This is a genomic window from Acinetobacter sp. AC1-2 (assembly GCF_016124155.1).
Lineage (GTDB): Bacteria > Pseudomonadota > Gammaproteobacteria > Pseudomonadales > Moraxellaceae > Acinetobacter > Acinetobacter calcoaceticus.
On the sequence record NZ_JABFFO010000001.1, the window covers coordinates 480,930 to 497,114 of the forward strand.

The 16,185-nt window shown below is 37.8% G+C and carries 18 protein-coding genes; 12 read left to right on the forward strand and 6 right to left on the reverse strand.

Annotation, left to right across the window (positions count from 1 at the left end):
- Positions 1-108 precede the first annotated feature (108 nt).
- Positions 109-942, reverse strand: coding sequence for an SDR family NAD(P)-dependent oxidoreductase (locus HL290_RS02200; protein WP_198495462.1), 834 nt, complete (start codon positions 940-942; stop codon positions 109-111).
- A gap of 50 nt (positions 943-992) precedes the next feature.
- Positions 993-1,370 (reverse strand): DoxX-like family protein, encoded by a 378-nt coding sequence (locus tag HL290_RS02205; RefSeq protein WP_198495463.1) that lies wholly within the window; start codon positions 1,368-1,370, stop codon positions 993-995.
- Between the two features lie 474 nt (positions 1,371-1,844).
- Between HL290_RS02205 and HL290_RS02210 the strand changes: the two genes are divergently transcribed.
- Positions 1,845-2,936, forward strand: coding sequence for a DUF6670 family protein (locus HL290_RS02210; protein WP_198495464.1), 1,092 nt, complete (start codon positions 1,845-1,847; stop codon positions 2,934-2,936).
- Positions 2,937-3,616: 680 nt separating this feature from the next.
- Positions 3,617-4,171: a TetR/AcrR family transcriptional regulator gene (locus HL290_RS02215; RefSeq protein ID WP_198495465.1), complete on the forward strand. Its 555-nt coding sequence runs from the start codon at positions 3,617-3,619 to the stop codon at positions 4,169-4,171.
- 91 nt (positions 4,172-4,262) lie between these two features.
- On the opposite strand, the gene HL290_RS02220 is transcribed toward HL290_RS02215, so the two are convergent.
- The gene (locus tag HL290_RS02220) at positions 4,263-4,670 is read right to left on the reverse strand and encodes a tautomerase family protein (protein ID WP_198495466.1); all 408 of its coding nucleotides are present in this window, start codon (positions 4,668-4,670) and stop codon (positions 4,263-4,265) included.
- On the reverse strand, positions 4,661-4,978 hold the full coding sequence (locus tag HL290_RS02225; protein ID WP_004643395.1) for a carboxymuconolactone decarboxylase family protein: 318 nt from the start codon (positions 4,976-4,978) through the stop codon (positions 4,661-4,663). The genes HL290_RS02220 and HL290_RS02225 overlap by 10 nt, the downstream gene beginning before the upstream one ends.
- A 93-nt stretch (positions 4,979-5,071) precedes the next feature.
- Here HL290_RS02225 and HL290_RS02230 point away from each other — a divergent pair, with 93 nt between their 5' ends.
- The 5 genes from HL290_RS02230 to HL290_RS02250 all read left to right on the forward strand — a co-directional run bounded on the left by HL290_RS02230 (position 5,072) and on the right by HL290_RS02250 (position 10,021).
- A complete protein-coding gene (locus HL290_RS02230) occupies positions 5,072-5,956 on the forward strand; it encodes a LysR substrate-binding domain-containing protein (protein WP_198495467.1) in 885 nt (294 codons plus the stop codon).
- Between the two features lie 278 nt (positions 5,957-6,234).
- Positions 6,235-6,843 carry a paraquat-inducible protein A gene (locus tag HL290_RS02235; RefSeq protein ID WP_056481073.1) on the forward strand — a complete coding sequence of 203 codons (609 nt, stop codon included), beginning with the start codon at positions 6,235-6,237 and terminating at the stop codon, positions 6,841-6,843.
- A complete protein-coding gene (locus HL290_RS02240; protein ID WP_005039492.1) occupies positions 6,840-7,649 on the forward strand; it encodes a paraquat-inducible protein A in 810 nt (269 codons plus the stop codon). The genes HL290_RS02235 and HL290_RS02240 overlap by 4 nt, the downstream gene beginning before the upstream one ends.
- A gap of 7 nt (positions 7,650-7,656) precedes the next feature.
- Positions 7,657-9,324 carry an intermembrane transport protein PqiB gene (locus HL290_RS02245; protein ID WP_198495468.1) on the forward strand — a complete coding sequence of 556 codons (1,668 nt, stop codon included), beginning with the start codon at positions 7,657-7,659 and terminating at the stop codon, positions 9,322-9,324.
- On the forward strand, positions 9,314-10,021 hold the full coding sequence (locus HL290_RS02250; RefSeq protein ID WP_198496370.1) for a membrane integrity-associated transporter subunit PqiC: 708 nt from the start codon (positions 9,314-9,316) through the stop codon (positions 10,019-10,021). Before HL290_RS02245 ends, HL290_RS02250 begins: the two co-directional genes overlap by 11 nt.
- Positions 10,022-10,080: 59 nt before the next feature.
- On the opposite strand, the gene uraH is transcribed toward HL290_RS02250, so the two are convergent.
- Both uraH and HL290_RS02260 read right to left on the reverse strand, forming a co-directional pair.
- Positions 10,081-10,482, reverse strand: a complete 402-nt coding sequence (gene uraH / locus HL290_RS02255) for a hydroxyisourate hydrolase (RefSeq protein WP_198495469.1) — start codon at positions 10,480-10,482, stop codon at positions 10,081-10,083.
- A gap of 10 nt (positions 10,483-10,492) precedes the next feature.
- Positions 10,493-10,960 (reverse strand): GlcG/HbpS family heme-binding protein, encoded by a 468-nt coding sequence (locus HL290_RS02260; protein WP_198496371.1) that lies wholly within the window; start codon positions 10,958-10,960, stop codon positions 10,493-10,495.
- 125 nt (positions 10,961-11,085) lie between these two features.
- Here HL290_RS02260 and HL290_RS02265 point away from each other — a divergent pair, with 125 nt between their 5' ends.
- The 5 genes from HL290_RS02265 to HL290_RS02285 all read left to right on the forward strand — a co-directional run bounded on the left by HL290_RS02265 (position 11,086) and on the right by HL290_RS02285 (position 16,168).
- The gene (locus HL290_RS02265) at positions 11,086-11,757 is read left to right on the forward strand and encodes a heavy metal response regulator transcription factor (protein ID WP_198495470.1); all 672 of its coding nucleotides are present in this window, start codon (positions 11,086-11,088) and stop codon (positions 11,755-11,757) included.
- A complete protein-coding gene (locus HL290_RS02270) occupies positions 11,754-13,157 on the forward strand; it encodes a heavy metal sensor histidine kinase (protein WP_198495471.1) in 1,404 nt (467 codons plus the stop codon). Before HL290_RS02265 ends, HL290_RS02270 begins: the two co-directional genes overlap by 4 nt.
- 96 nt (positions 13,158-13,253) lie before the next feature.
- Positions 13,254-13,817: a lipocalin family protein gene (locus HL290_RS02275; RefSeq protein WP_004643384.1), complete on the forward strand. Its 564-nt coding sequence runs from the start codon at positions 13,254-13,256 to the stop codon at positions 13,815-13,817.
- A 120-nt stretch (positions 13,818-13,937) separates the two neighbouring features.
- Positions 13,938-14,909, forward strand: a complete 972-nt coding sequence (locus HL290_RS02280; RefSeq protein WP_198495472.1) for an acyl-CoA desaturase — start codon at positions 13,938-13,940, stop codon at positions 14,907-14,909.
- Positions 14,906-16,168 carry an NAD(P)/FAD-dependent oxidoreductase gene (locus tag HL290_RS02285; protein WP_198495473.1) on the forward strand — a complete coding sequence of 421 codons (1,263 nt, stop codon included), beginning with the start codon at positions 14,906-14,908 and terminating at the stop codon, positions 16,166-16,168. Before HL290_RS02280 ends, HL290_RS02285 begins: the two co-directional genes overlap by 4 nt.
- Positions 16,169-16,185: the final 17 nt, after the last annotated feature.

Below are 16,185 nucleotides of genomic sequence, written 5' to 3' on the forward strand. Positions count from 1 at the left end.
TAAAGAGTTCAGTAGAAGAACTTTTACTGAACAATAAACCTGATGCGCCTATCAATCAAACCATCTTAACTGAGTGAGATTAGATTTTTAGTCACATTATAAGCCTGACTACAAATGCTCTAAAGCTGTGCCTTTAACGGGGTTTCTACGCCAGTAATAAGGTTGCAAAAATCTAAGGAAAAGCTTCCACGGCGTGATCCAAGCGATACGTCGGTTGGCTTTTTTATTTTGAATAATTTGTTTTGCTAAATAAGCACAAACGACTTCAGGCGGATCAATCACAAAGAAAAATAACCGTTTCATCTTTTTCCAATTTTGGATGTTGCCATTGGTCCAAGAAGAAACTAACAGGTCTGTTGCAACCATGCCCGGGCTGAGTGTGCCGGTTAAAATAGCTGTCGATTTTGTCTCTTTATAAAGTGCTTTACTGAAATAACTTACGGCCCGTTTTGTGGTTGCATAAGGCGTCATGCCTGCACTCCATTCGCCGTTGCTTCCCCAACCTTCCATATTAAAGATTTGACCATAACCTTGTTTAAGCATTCCCTTTAAAGCCACTTGCGAGCCCAACATTGTGCCTAAAATATTAGTTGAAACAGCCGCGTTTAACTCTTCTGGCTGAAGGTCAACAAAGTCTTTGGTTGGATGACAGCTTCCTGCATTATTAATCCACACATCGACTTGCCCGAAGCGCTCAATTGCACCATCCCATAGGGTTTGCACATCAGAAATTTGAGTCACATCGCAACACAGGCCAATGAATTTTTCTTTATTGAAATGAGTATCTAAGTGGGTGAGGGCATGATTTAAGTGCTCAGCGTTACGTCCAGCAATCACAACTGAACATTCCAGCTTTAAAAAAGCTTCTGCGAGTGCTAAGCCAATACCCTTTGTACTTCCTGTAATGACCACACAGTAAACTTCAGTTTTGGGTAAACTCATTGCACTCTCTATATAAAATCTTTAAAAATAGTTAAATGAATGGCTGTAAGTTAATTTTGCTCACTTAATAAGATGAGATAGACAATAGATAAACTTATCATTGAAAGATTCATTACGATAGGGTTGTAGGGCAAGATAAGCGTAGAAGGTATTAAAAAACCAATTAAAAGAAGCAGCCCAAGCAAACCCAAAATACTTAAATAGTGAATATATTTATGTGCAGTAAAGAGAAAACATAAACCAAAAATTATTTCAGTAATACCACTCGCATGGCCTGCAAGTTTTGCATGTTCAAGTGAGAGCCCTAGCCATTGCCACACAAAGATTTCATCAGAATTAAGAAATAGAAATTTCGGAACGAGACCTTGATAGATCCATAAAAAGGCCAGCACAAGGTTTATAAATTTGAAGATATTAATATTTTTCATGCAAATTACTTTAAGAGTTTAAAATTTTCTTTAGATCAAGCTTATTATATTAACTCATCAGATATAGTATTGAAGTAATTCACTATAGAACAATTTAGAATATTTAGAAAAATAGTAGGGCTGAAGTATTTATAATGTCTTATTCCAATTCTTATTCGAGTAGGGCGGGCAATTGGTTCTTTTGGAGTAGTATTCAATAGGTGAGTTCAGATGTTTTTTAATTGAAATGTCATAAAGAAAGGTTAATTTAAACCCATAAGAAAAATTGATGAAAATTGTTGCGAACAATAAAATCAAAAACAATTTTTAAAGACGTGGTCATGAGGTAATTAGAGCTAATTCGAAAGAGTTGGCTTTTTTGTTTTAGTGCATTTGCTTAGATCAAGATGTCCTTTATTAACATTCAATTGCAAATTATCAAGTTCTAATATGGAACTTCATTTTTTAAGTAGATAAAAATAAAGGATCTTAAAAATGCTAATCTCAAGCCATAGATTACCGAAGAGTCTTAAAGACAAAGCCAATCAAAAAGTTGCTAAACTTTCAGGGTCATTGTTAGGAGCTGTTACACCAGAGCGGCAATCGGTATTGCCAAAAGAGTTTGAACTTACTCCTCATACTCTTTATAAACGCTTTGGGAGCACACATTACGGGATCATGGTACCTGACTTACCTGAACCATTTCGATATTTATCTTGGGCTTCAGTTTTAGGTTATGTAGGATTTACGATTACAGATACCAACTATCAAATGTCTAAGGATGGAAAAGGGGATACAGCTTCGTTAGTGCATGGAACAGCCTTATCGACAACTTCTGAAGCTTACAGAACATATTCAATTAAAAATGATATTAAATTTAGCCAAAATCCTTTTGCGATTAATTTTGACAATCAAACTATCATGCATGAGCAAGGCGATGGATTCTTACTCATTACTAAAAGAGAAGATTTAGAGCTAGAACTTTATTTAAAGCCCACAAAAGCTATTTCATGGTTTGCCTATAGTGGCCTGTATAAGCACTTTAGTGTGCTCATGCAATATGAAGGTCATATCAAACAAAAGGGAAATAGTGAAACCGTTCAAGGACTTTGCACGTTGGAGTCTTGGAAAGCTGTAGCTACCTCAATGCTCAAAAACAAATGGTTAGTTGAGAATATTCAACTTCCTGTAAAAGTCTTTAGCTATCAAGTTATTAATATTGACCACGAACAGCAGTTATTGCTGGCTTTTATTTGCTATGAAGGCCAACCCATTTTGACTTCTGTTTACTATCGTCATATTGATGGAACGTCAATTCAATATAATGGAGATATACTTTTTGAAGTAACGAGTCTTCAAGAAGAACCGCAGATTACTCCCGATAATTTTTCAATGAATGTACCAAATACTTTTCGCTGGGTTGCTTATCACAACAATCAAAAAGTTTTAGATATTTCAGCACATGTAGATACCCCGTATTGTTTCGGATTGGCAGCTGGTTTTGTTTCTTCATATGCATGGCAAGGTGAATTTCATGATCAGGCATTGGTTGGCAGAGGTTATCTTGAATATATAGACCGAAGATAAAATTACTTTAAAGCTTAATCTTTATCTAAGGCTTTAAGCGAATTGGGAAAATATCTGATTTATAAACCTAATTTAACAATAAGTTATTCATTATTTATCCTTACTTTTTAATGATCTATTTTAAAACAAATGTCATTTTGCATGCTTGACTGCAATAGGGTAGAGCACTATCCTTTGCCTGCTGACCTACATTGTCAGCCGGCTTTGACAGGCTGATTTAGACTGCATCAGAATTATTCCTTCTGAGGAATAGTTTTGTGTGTAAGCTCCTCGTCTCCTCCCGTTGCGGTAGGACGGGAGAGGGACACCCTCGGGTGTGCTGGCGTCTAACCAGTCTGTCAACCTTCTCTCGTTCTGCCACCATAATTATTTGACAGTAATTCGGTAGAACTTCTTTAGACATGAGGAGTCCTCTATGCATACTATTTCTTCTTATTTTTTGGCCTTTGCCAAGCTCTTTCTATCCATACCGCTCAACTGGTCTTTAAAACGGTTTAAACATTTATAGGTTTAGCCTTTAGATCGTTACGACTAAAAAATCATATCAACAATAAAGCTTGAGATAGGCTCGGGCACGGTTTCGTGCAACTGATTTGTCCGTTTTTATCGCTCATTTTAAGAGTGACGGCCTTTCTATCTCTTTTATATACAACAAAAAATTATCTTTGAGCAGAATGTTTATGCCAAATTTAGAAAATTCATTTAGAGCATTAAGAGTGCTCCACGCGGCAAGAGATCTATTTAATCAACATGGTTTTCATAATGTAGGTGTCGACCGAATTATTGCTGAAGCCAGAATTTCAAAATCCACTTTTTATAATGATTTTCACTCTAAAGAAAAGCTCATCGAGATGAGCCTAACTTTTCAAAAAGATGCATTAAAAGACGAGGTGTTTTCAATTATCCATTCATATCGTGAACTTATGTTGTTTGATAAGCTCAAGAAAATTTTCTATTTACATGCAGATTTAGAGGGCTTTTACCATTTGCCATTTAAAGCAATTTTTGAAATTGAAAAGCTTTATCCAAAGGCCTATAAGGTCGTGATTGACTATCGACACTGGTTAATTCAAGAAATTTATAAACTACTTTTAACGTTAAAAGTTACGGCTTCAATTGAAGATGCGCACCTGTTTTTATTTGTGATTGATGGCGCTATGGTTCAGCTTTTGGGGGAAAATCAAGTAGATGATCGAGATAGATTATTAAACTATTTTTTAACTATGGTTAATTAAGAATCGGCGAATGAAAAGCTCCTTATTTAAGGAGCTTTTTTAGATCTGAATTTATATATTTCATGAAAATATGCATTCGGCTTGTATTTATTTATGGTGAATTCAAGCTTTTCAAATAAAGATCAGCACGTTGTGCATGACCAAAGCACCAATCTTCTGCACTATTTTGCACAATCACAAACATGACATCTTGTTCTGGAACATCAAATTTTTGTTTAAGCTGTGCTGTAACATGCACCATTAAATCTGATTTTTGTTGCGCCGTTCGGGGCTTGCCTGAGGTGATATAAAGCAAGATGAACTTTTCAGTACGTGCAGTTTTAACCCAATAATCAGGGTCAACAAAAACCTGTCCTTGCGGTATTTGTTCAAAAATATGAAAACAATCATTTTTAGGCGTATCGAAATAGTTTTCCATACAAGATTGCACAACTTTAGATATTTGCGCTTTTTCTAAATCGGTATATGGATAGCTGGTTGTAAAACGAATCATGGGCATGACCATATCTCCTCTGGCATATGTTCAAGTGCTGAAATAGCGGTGGGCAGTCCTGCATAGAAAGCAAGATGGGTAGTAACCTCAATAATTTGTTCCTTAGAGATCCCTTGGCTTAGGGCATTTTTGATATGCCATTCGAGCTGTGAATAGCGACCCTGCAAAATAAGCGCCGAGATTGTAATGAAACAGCGTGTTTGAGTATCAAGGATTGGTCTTTGCCAGATATCTGCAAACAAATAATCCTTGCCGAGCTCATAAAGTTTGGGAGCGACAGTTTCTAAATTGTTGATATCAATTTTTCTAAACATCTTAAAACTCTGCGTTGGGGGATGTTGTAGTGACTATGGCAGTTTGTTATATTTTAAAAAATCAAAACTTTTTGAACCTATAGTTCAGTTTTTATGAATGATTATGCCAAAGTACCCACTAACCTTGACTTAGATGCCTTACGGGCATTTGTAAAAGGTATAGAGCTAGGCAGTTTTTATTTGGCTGCTCAAAATTTATGTCGGTCTCCGGCTGCGATTAGTGCTCAATTAAAAAAATTAGAGCAGCAGACTGGCTGCCAATTATTAAGAAAAAACGGAAGATTGTTAGAGTTAACGCCGAGCGGTGAATTATTATTTAGTCATGCAAAAAGTGTGTTGGCAATGAATGACAGGGTACTTCTACAACTTCATCAGACTCAAGCGACAGGGGTTATTCGCTTTGGATTACAAGAAGATTTTGCTGAAGGTACGCTCCAACAATTAATTGCTCAGTTCATGTTGCAATATCCTAAAGTGCAGTTTCAAATTCAGGTCGATCGAAATCTTAATTTATTAGAAAAAGTACAAAAACAAGAGCTGGATTTAGCGCTTATCTGGCAACAAGATGAAGCCCGTGAAAATTTTTATGAATTGCAGAATGTAGAAACAGAGTGGTTATTTTGTTCTCATCCACACATCCAGCAGCTTCTTGAAGCTGGAACTTCGATTCCATTAGTTGTTTTACAGCAGCCTTGTATTCTAAGACAAATGGCAATTCAGGCGCTTGAAGAGAAGGGCTTGGAATGGCACATTGCCTATGAGTGCAATTCTGTTCAAGCTTTGTGGCCTGCGGTACGTGCAGGCATTGGAATCAGTTTAAGGACATTATTTCAAATACCTTCAGATATCAAAATTTTAAAAAGTGCTGAATTGCCTCAACTTAAATCTTTATCGTTTGGGCTTTATTCCAATTCAAAATTAGAATCGGGTCATACTGTTCAGCAATTTCAAAAATATATTGAACAGCATCTTCAATAATTTTTCTGTCTAAAAAGTTGAATTTAATTAGATAGTCTTTGGTTTAATTTATATTTTCATTTAACTTGGTAGCAAAGAGATTCTCTATAAATTATTTTGGGTAGCAGTAAAATAATCAAAATTTTCATTTTTCTTCTATCTTTCTTAACTTGAATGTTGATATACCAATGCTATAAGTTAAATTTTTGGAATAATATTTGCGTGTTAGGAGTCATTGTTTTAGGTAAAACAAGCTCGTTGAAGGATGTAATACAAATTATAAATTTCAGAGTATCACTATGAAGCTTAAAGAATTAGCAGGTTGTGAGGAGTGCGATACAGTCTATCGTAGAGCTCCGCTTGCTTATGGAAAAAGGGCTTATTGTGTTTGCTGTGGCGCAGAACTCTATCGGCACACCAAAACTTTTTCAACATTGTTAGCTTTGATTTTAACTGCCTTAATTGTATTTATTATTGCCAATAGCTTTCCCATCGTAAAAATTGAATTACAAGGAAATACTTCCGAAACGACTTTACTCGGTGCTGTATGGGTCATGTTTCACTTTGATCGGGCATTCGTTGGTGTACTCATCTTAATTACCACTTTTATTGTGCCGCTTTCCTATCTTTTATTACTTAGCTATGTGCTCGGTACAGTGAGTATATTGAAAAAGAGGCCAACGTTTTTGGTGATGGCCTTACGCACACTTTTCTTTATGAGAGTGTGGGGAATGGTTGAGGTGTTCTTAATCGGAATTTTGGTCACGCTTGTAAAGTTGGTTGGAATGGTCTTGGTGATTCCCGAAATTGCTTTATGGGCATTTGCGATCTTAAGTGTATTGTTGGTCTATATTACTTCCATAAAGGTAAGTGATATATGGAACGAAATTGATAGGTCACTGCCATGAAAACAATAAAAAATGTGACCCAAGCAAAAAGCTCGCAACATGGATCGGTACTTAAGCAATATCCAAGAGCCAAAGATCTTTCATTAATTGTGTGCCATTGCTGTGGGGTCGTAAATTCTGCTCAAAATGAAAAAAGACGACGAGATAAAAGCCATCAAGTTTTACGTTGTATTCGCTGTAATAGCGTACTGCATTCACGTAAACCAGCGAGTTTAAATCGAACCTTTGCTTTGGTAGTTGCTGCAACAATTCTCTATATTCCAGCCAATGTACTTCCAATGACTGTGACTGACTCACTTTTAGGTAGCCAGCAAGATACGATCATGAGTGGGGTAATTTACTTCTGGCAAAGTGGAGACTATCTGGTTTCAGTCGTTATTTTCATGGCCAGTATTTTTATTCCCATGTTGAAACTGCTGATTTTGTATTTTTTATTATTTGCTGTATATCTACAGAAATCGGCAGGTTGGAAATTTTTACCCGAGCAATGCGTTAAATTATATCGAATTGTCGAGTTTATTGGGCGTTGGTCAATGATTGATGTTTTTGTGGTGGCACTTTTAACAGCCCTCATTCAGATTCAATCGCTTGCTACAATTTTAGCAGGGCCGGGTTCGATTGCTTTTGGCGCGGTTGTAGTGTTAACCATGTTCGCATCACTTAGTTTTGATCCACGTATTATTTGGGATAACTTCTATACATCTCAAAATACAAACAAACCGTCTTCTGTTGCTTCTGAAAAAACAACGATTATTCAGGCAGAACATCCGCCGTTGAATAATGATTCTATTAATCCCAGTCAATAAAAGAACAATGAGTATGTCTGAAAATGAAATAACCACTGGTAACTCAGATCGTCGTGATACAGATATTGAACTGGATAGCATGAATGATTTACCAGAGCCTCAAGAAAAGAAGAGTCGGTGGAAGCCTTTATTAATTTGGCTTATTCCATTGATCGCGCTTTTAATCGCACTGTCATTAGCTGTAAAAGCGCTATTGTCTCATGGCCCTACAATTGATGTGTCTTTTAGAACGGCTGAAGGGTTAGTCGCTGGTAAAACAACAGTCCGTTATAAACAGGTGGATATTGGTGTAGTACGGCAGATTGATCTTTCAGATGACCGTTCACACATTATTGCCAGAATTGATTTGCGTAAAGGTGCGAGTAACTTTGCAGCAAAAGATTCACGATTTTGGGTTGTGCGACCACGTATTGGGACGAGTGGAGTTTCAGGAATAGACACTTTATTGTCAGGTTCATATATTGAAGTGGATGGCGGTAAATCAGCAGAGGATAAGTTTGAATTTACTGGATTAGAAGTGCCGCCCGTCATATCTTCAGATGTTCCCGGAAAAGTATTTTTCTTAAATGCAGATGATCTTGGTTCGTTAGATATAGGTTCTCCAATTTATTATCGTCGAATTAATGTAGGGCAAATTACAGCCTATAAATTGTCCGATGACGGTAAAAATGTTGAACTACAAACGTTTATCCGTGCACCGTATGACAAGTTTGTAACCACCGATGCACGTTTTTGGCAGGCGAGTGGGATTGATGTGACCTTAAATGCTTCGGGCTTTAATTTAGATACTCAATCGTTGGCAAGTATTGTCGCAGGTGGTATTGCTTTTGGAATCCCTGAAAGCTCGCGTGCTACTACAGCGGCGAATCATAGTCGCTTTAATCTTTGGGACTCAAAAGGTGACGCATTAAAAGAACCTGATGGTCAACCACGTGGCGTGATTATGTATTTTGATCATTCATTACGCGGGCTTACTGTCGGTGCACCGATTGATTTTATGGGTATTGAAATTGGTAATGTTAAATCAGTAAATGCCGAGTTTTATGACCACTATAAACAGATTCGTATGCGTGTTGAGGCAGTCATCTATCCTTCACGAGTTGAAAATGGTCAAGCACTTAACCCAAACAGTGAAATTTTTAAAGATTTTATTGAACATGGATGGCGTGCTCAAATGAGAACAGGCAACCTTCTTACGGGACAAAACTATATTGCTCTAGACAAGTTCCCTAAAGCTAAACCAGCCACATTACAGATTCTAGGTGATAACCGTGTGGTGATTCCAACTACACCAACCGAACTGAGTGGCTTACAAGCACAAGTTTCTCAGATTGCAGACAAGTTAACGAAATTCCCGTTAGTTGAAATTGGGCAAGATGTGCGTAAAACGCTTAACAATATGAACACAGCGATTGAGTCTACCGACAAGCTGGTTAAGCAGTTAGATGGTAAAGTTGCACCTGGTTTACAAGCAACTTTAGACGATGTTCGTAAAACTGTAAGGTCATCTGAGTCTATTTTGTCGAGTGATGCGCCGTTGCAACAAGACGTACGTAAAGCATTACAGCAAATGACACGAGCTGCTGCCTCTTTACAGTTAATGTCAGACTATATTGAACAACACCCTGAATCAATTATTCGTGGTAAGACCCCAGAGGCCGATGATGAAAAATAAAAACAATCGATCTTTTCAACATTCTAAAGCAGCCAAATGGCTACTTGGGAGTGGCTTGTTTTTAACGGCAGTTGCTATGACAGCATGTTCGAGTTCACCAACGCCAAACTACTATACGCTTACACCTAAAGTCACTCCGGTCACCAACTCAACTGTGCAGGTGATTGAGGTGTTGCCAGTCGGGATTCCAGACCGCTTAGACCGTGCGCCTTTGGTGCTACAAGACAGTAGTGGTAAGTCTACGGTGCTAAACAACGAACGTTGGACATCGACCATGGGTACGCAATTACGCGATACCTTATCGGCGGGTTTACAACAAAAGCTAGGCGCAATTGACAGTTATAGCAGTGGGCTTGCTGGAAACAATCAACCATTATATCGAGTTTCTACGGACTTTTCTCATTTTGATATTGTAGATCATAGCAATATTAATATTGCTGTGTCTTGGGTCGTAAAGCGTCAAATACCACCCACTCAATTAGAGTCAGCTAATGCAAAAGTAATCACTAATAGAGGATCTCAGCTGAATTGCAGAATTGCTTTTAAGCAGCCAATTGATCAAAAAGCTAAAAAAATGGAAGCCATTGTAAGTGCATCAAGTGAGGCGATGACTCAAATTATTAATACGGTTTCTTCTTCAATCGTGGCGCTGGATTCAAATAAAAAATCGGTGATTAGCAATGGGGTTTGTTCGTAAACCAAATCGCTTTGAATTAACCCCTTTATTTGTGCAAAACAGATAAAGGGGTTTTTCTTTTAATTACCTCGATAGGTTGAATAACCATAAGGGCTAAGTAGTAGAGGAATATGGTAGTGATTTACGCTTCCATCCACTTTAAAAATAACGGGTACTTCGGCAAAAAAAGTTTGTTGTTTATTCTTTTTGAACCAGTCTTCAGTTTTAAAAGTAACTTTATAAACACCTTGTTCTAGTTTTTTATTTTCTGGATAGAGCGCATTAATACGACCATTTGAATCAGTCACTTGCTGGTTGAGTTTAACCCACTGGTTATTTGTGTTTTTTTCTAAAACGACTTCAACCTGAGAAGAGGGCAACCCCGTTTCTAGATTTAACACATGCACACTTAGCGGATTAGTTTGTGCAAATGTAGCTGAAGCTATAAATAAAGAAGATAAAGCAACAAATGATTTAGTCATGGTGAACTCCTTATGAATGAAAAATGGTTTCAATGGCTTTGCTTGCACATTGATTGTCATTTTGTGCGCCGCCAGCACCTGCAACACCAATCGCTCCGATCACTTGGTTCTCAAAACGAACAGGTACGCCACCACCTAACAAAAGTAAATTTGATACGGTAGTTAAATTTTTTGCATCGGGGTTTTGATTACTGTTTTGGCTTAAAACCAAGGTCGATGTTTTGGTAGATAGCGCCGTATAGGCCTTTTTTTCAGCCGCCATTAAATTATGTGGACCAACCAACTCATGCCGTTCGGCAGTTAAAGGGTTACCACCACGGTCAACAACAACGACCGCAATGTTTTGATTTAATTTTTTGCATGCCTCTTTAGCACTGTCTGCTAGTAGATGCGCAGTTTTAAGATCTAACGAATAGACTTGATTCAAAGCAGGGGGCTGTGCAAAAGTACTATTACCCAATAGCACGGCTGTTAGCATCAGCCATTTCAATTTGTTCATGATGATTGCCTCTATGTCGCTTTGAAAATCTTAAACAAATTGAATAATTTCAAGCATGACAATCACATTACAAAGTTGTCATCTTTCAAATGAGTTTCTAAAAAATGCGTATCCTTATTATTGAAGACGAGATCAAAATCGCCACTTATTTGGTCAAAGGATTAAAAGAGTCTGGATATCAAGCGGAGTGCGTTCATTTAGGGCTTCAAGGTTTGGAAATACTAAAGAGAGATCAATATGACTTGCTTATTCTTGACGTCATGTTGCCTGACATAGACGGCTGGAGCGTATTACAGGTCCTACGCCAGTTTTCAAAAATTCCGGTTATTTTCTTAACGGCAAAAGATCAGGTGATGGATAGAGTTAAAGGATTGGAATTGGGTGCAGATGATTACTTGGCTAAACCTTTTTCCTATATTGAACTGTTGGCACGTATTAAAAGCCTGTTAAGAAGACAGCAATATCTGCAAGAAAATGAACTTTCTATCAGTGATTTAAAAATGGACTTGGTCGGACATAAAGTATGGCGTAACGGAAACTTAATTGAGCTGAGCAAAACCGAATTTAATTTATTGCGCTATCTATTGATCAATAAAGAGCAAATCGTGACGCGCAGGCAAATTGGTTCCGAAGTTTGGAATATTAACTTTGATACCGATACCAACTTTATTGATGTCGCTGTACGCCGTTTACGAAGCAAAATTGATGAAGGATATGAATTAAAACTCATTCATACCATCCGTGGCTTGGGCTATAAAATTTCGGTTAGCTTATGAACTTTAAATTTCTACGTTCTCTTGAAGTCCGTATTACATTACTGGTCACGCTCTGTTCTGCCTTAATTTTATGTTCCGTCGGCTTTATGACCTATTTAGGTATTAACCAAATTTTATTAAAGCAGCAAGATAAAGCTTTAGCAGACAGAATTAACCGTTTGGAAATTTTGCTACAAGATAGCGAAAATGTAGAGCAAATTATTGCGCGGCCAAAGCTGTACCAAAACATGCTCGGCAACCAAGACAATTTGTTTCTGCTTATTCATAAAGACAAAGCTTTAATTAATATTAATCCGCTCCATATTCAGTTACCTGAGCTTGCACAGCGCAACAGTCTTCAATTTCAAGATTTAGCTAACAACCCATATCCAACGCGAATTGCTTGGAAAAGCATAAAAATTAATGACGAGCCTTATCTGCTCATTGCAGGTAAACAATGGTCAGAACGCATCAATATTCTTTTACCTTTTCAAGAAAGTCTCTTGATGTATGTGGTAGGAGGCGTGTTTGCAATCTTTGTGCTTTGCATTTTAGCGTGTCACCTAGGTTTAAGGTCGCTACAACAACTTCGCAAGCAAACTCATTCTATTAACGTAAATCAGCTACAGAAAAGATTAAATCTCTCAAATTCACCTTTAGAAGTTGAGCTACTTTCAAAAGATATAAATCACATGCTTGAGCGTATTGAAAAGGGTTATACGCAGCTCAACCGTTTTTCTGAGGATATTGCTCATGAGTTCCGTACGCCTTTAAATAATCTAATTGGGCAAACCGAAATTGCTTTAACTGGCGAACGCTCAGTTGAGCAATATGAAGATTTGCTGGTGTCTCATTTGGATGATTACCACAGATTAAAACGCATGATTGATAGCATGCTTTTTTTAGCAAGAGCCGATCAGAAAATGGTTCTTGTAAACAAACAAGAAATAAACGTCCAAGATGTTATAGATAGGCTAGGCCAGATTTTTGAATATCAGGCCGAGGAACAAGAGTGTCATTTTAGTTTTAACTTAGAAGCCCAAAAGCTATTTGCAGATCCAGAGTTATTTCAAAGAGCCGTTTACAACCTTGTTTTAAATGCGCTGGTTCACGGTGGAAATAACCGAATTATCTATATTTCAAGCCAACATAAGATGATTGAGCATAGGCAATGGGTCAGCCTGACTGTGGTAACGGGAGGTATTTCAATTGCTGAACATCAACTCGAATATGTCTTTGAAAGATTTTACCAATGCCACTCAAGTCGAAGTGATGAGAACCAGACAGGTGGATTAGGGTTATCGATTGTCGCTTCAATTATGGATCTACATCATGGCCTCTATCGAGTTTATAACACGGTCGAAGGTGTGTGCTTTGAGCTTGATTTTCCAATTGCAGGTGCCCCAAATAAATACAATTAAATCCTTATTAATGTTCTTTAATTTTTAAAATTCACACTTTGTTCACAACCCTCTGGCGTATGTTTAAACATATGAAATAAATAGAAGAGGGTCGTTATGAAATTATTATTTAAGTCACTTGTCATCAGCAGCAGTCTTGCAGCGGTTAGCTTAACGCTTCCTTTGAGTACCTTTGCCGACACAAATACGAAACCAGTGGCTGTTGAATCTATTGATATTAATAAATACGCAGGTAAGTGGTATGAGATTGCGCATTTACCTATGTTTTTTCAGCGTAATTGTGTAGCCAATACAACTGCAAACTATTCCATTAACGCGGACAAAACCGTTGGTGTTTTAAATAGTTGTACCAACAAAGATGGCAAAATGATTTCATCTGAAGGTGTGGCCTATTCGCAAAATGAGGGCAACAGTAAATTAAAAGTGAGCTTTTTGCCTTCAGGCCTAAGATGGATTCCTTTTACAAAAGGCGATTATTGGGTTTTAAGAGTTGACCAAGATTATCAGGTCGCTTTAGTGGGTGGCCCAAGCCAGAAATATTTATGGATTCTTTCTCGTAGTCCTCAAATTGATGAAGCGACATATCAGTCTTATCTGCAAACCGCAAAAAGCTATGGCTACGATGTTTCTAAACTCGTTAAGACAACACAGTCTAAATAGTGAAGTTGCTGGTTATGTAGATTCTTATATTTATCTCGTAATCGTGTGAACTTCACATAAAATTCATTGCGCATTTTCTAAATTAGAACCAAAAGAAATGCTTTAGATCAGGAAGAATCAATGTCTAAATTTTTTCTGCGCTGGATCGATAGCTGGTCAGATTCAGAAAATGCGCAAGTGGGTACTTCTGGCGAATATGTCATTGAAAAGAAAATTCAATGGTTAAGAATAATTCCTTTTATTTTATTGCATATCGCTTGTTTAGCTGTGTTTTGGGTGGGCGTATCTTGGTTTGCAGTTGTCTTCATGCTAGGTTTTTACGTTCTTCGCATGTTTGCAATTACTGCTTTTTTTCACCGCTATCTTTCACATAAAACTTTTCAAACATCACGTATTGTCCAGTTCATTTTTATACTGATCGGAACCATGAGTGCACAGCGTGGACCGTTATGGTGGGCAGCGCATCACCGTTATCATCATCACTTTACCGACACCGATCAGGACCCACATTCAGCGAAAGCAGGCTTTTGGTATTCCCATGTAGGCTGGTTTTTGAATGAGCAGAATTTTGCTATTCGAAAAAAAGTGATTAAAGACTGGTTGAAATATCCTGAGCTGATTTGGCTTGACCGATTTAGTTTGCCTATTGTGATTTTTACAGCTTTGGCAATTTATGGTTTTGGTTCGTGGCTTGCGCAACATTTCCCTGAGCTGGGAACTAATGGTTTACAGCTTTTGGTGTGGGGATTTGTGATTTCTACCGTTCTCTTAACGCATGCAACCTTATGTATTAATTCACTCGCGCATCGTTATGGTTCACGAGAGTTTAATACCCCAGATGACAGCCGTAATAACTTTTTACTTTCTTTAATTACCTTAGGTGAGGGATGGCACAACAACCATCACTTTTACGCGGGTAGTGTGCGTCAAGGTTTTTATTGGTGGCAGATTGATGTCACCTTTTATGTGCTCAAACTGATGTCTTTATTTGGTTTGGTGTGGGGACTAAAGCCAGTACCAGCGAAGGTGTATCAATATAAAAAGATTAAAGATCTACCGATAGAAAAAATTGAAAATGGGGAAGTGTTATGAAAATTGCCATTGTGGGTTCGGGTATATCGGGACTTTATGCTGCATGGAAATTGTCAAAACAACATCAAGTTACCGTATATGAAAAAAATAACTATTTTGGTGGTCATACTGACACTCATGAGTTGGATATAGAGGGTTCTAAAGTTTCGGTAGATAGTGGTTTTATTGTGTTTAATGACTACAACTATCCCTTATTTACCGACATGCTTAAAAATTTGGGAGTTGAAACTCAAAGCAGCGACATGAGTTTTTCGGTGAATAATCTGGTCAGTGGGCTTCAATATAACCCCTCAAAAAAATGGTCGCTCTTTGCCCGTCCGCAGAACTTTCTAAACCGTAAATTTCTACAAATGCTCTCAGATTTGCTACGTTTTTATGATGATAATAAAAATATTGATGTAGCAGATTTTGACCCTAATTTATCTATTGAAGACTATTTAGACCTACACAAATACAGCCATGAGTTTCGTTATGAGCATCTTTATCCGATGTGCGGGGCATTATGGTCGGCTCCGGTTGAGCAGGTAGGTCAGATTCCATATCGATTTGTCGTAAGTTTTTTTCAGCATCACCGCATGCTACAGCTAAAAGAGCGGCCACAATGGCAAACAGTCAAACACGGTTCAGCAAGTTACATTCGTGCTATTCAAAAGAATTGCCCATCCATTGAGTGGAAGTTTGCAGAAGTAAAAGCTGTGAGCCGTTCGCACGAAACAGTTTTGATCGAAACGGTTGAAGGGCAAACACAATATGACTGGGTGATTTTCGCAAGCCATGCGGACGATAGCCTAAGTTTAATTAAAGATGCTTCATCGCTTGAACGAGAAATACTAAGTCAATTTAGCTATCAAGATAATCACATGGTGGTTCACCGTGACACTTCAATTATGCCTAAAAGTCGTTTGCAGTGGGCAAGTTGGCATGTACATGTAACGCCAACATCGCAAGTTCAAAGCAATGAGTCCGACATACATTATGGTTTTACCTACTGGATGAATAATTTGCAGAATTTACCCTGCAATACTCAAGTTTTTTCTACTTTAAATCCGAATATGAAAATTAAAGCCGAAGACATATTGGTTGAACGCCAATATCGTCATCCTGTGTTTGATACTAAAGCGATTCAAACTCAATCTCGTTGGCAAGAAATTAACGGACAAAACAGAACTTCATTTTGTGGAGCGTATTGGGGCTGGGGTTTCCATGAGGATGGTGCTCGCAGTGCAGCACGTGTTGTAGAGCAAATTTTACACTTTTAAAAATAGGTAAGGAGCTT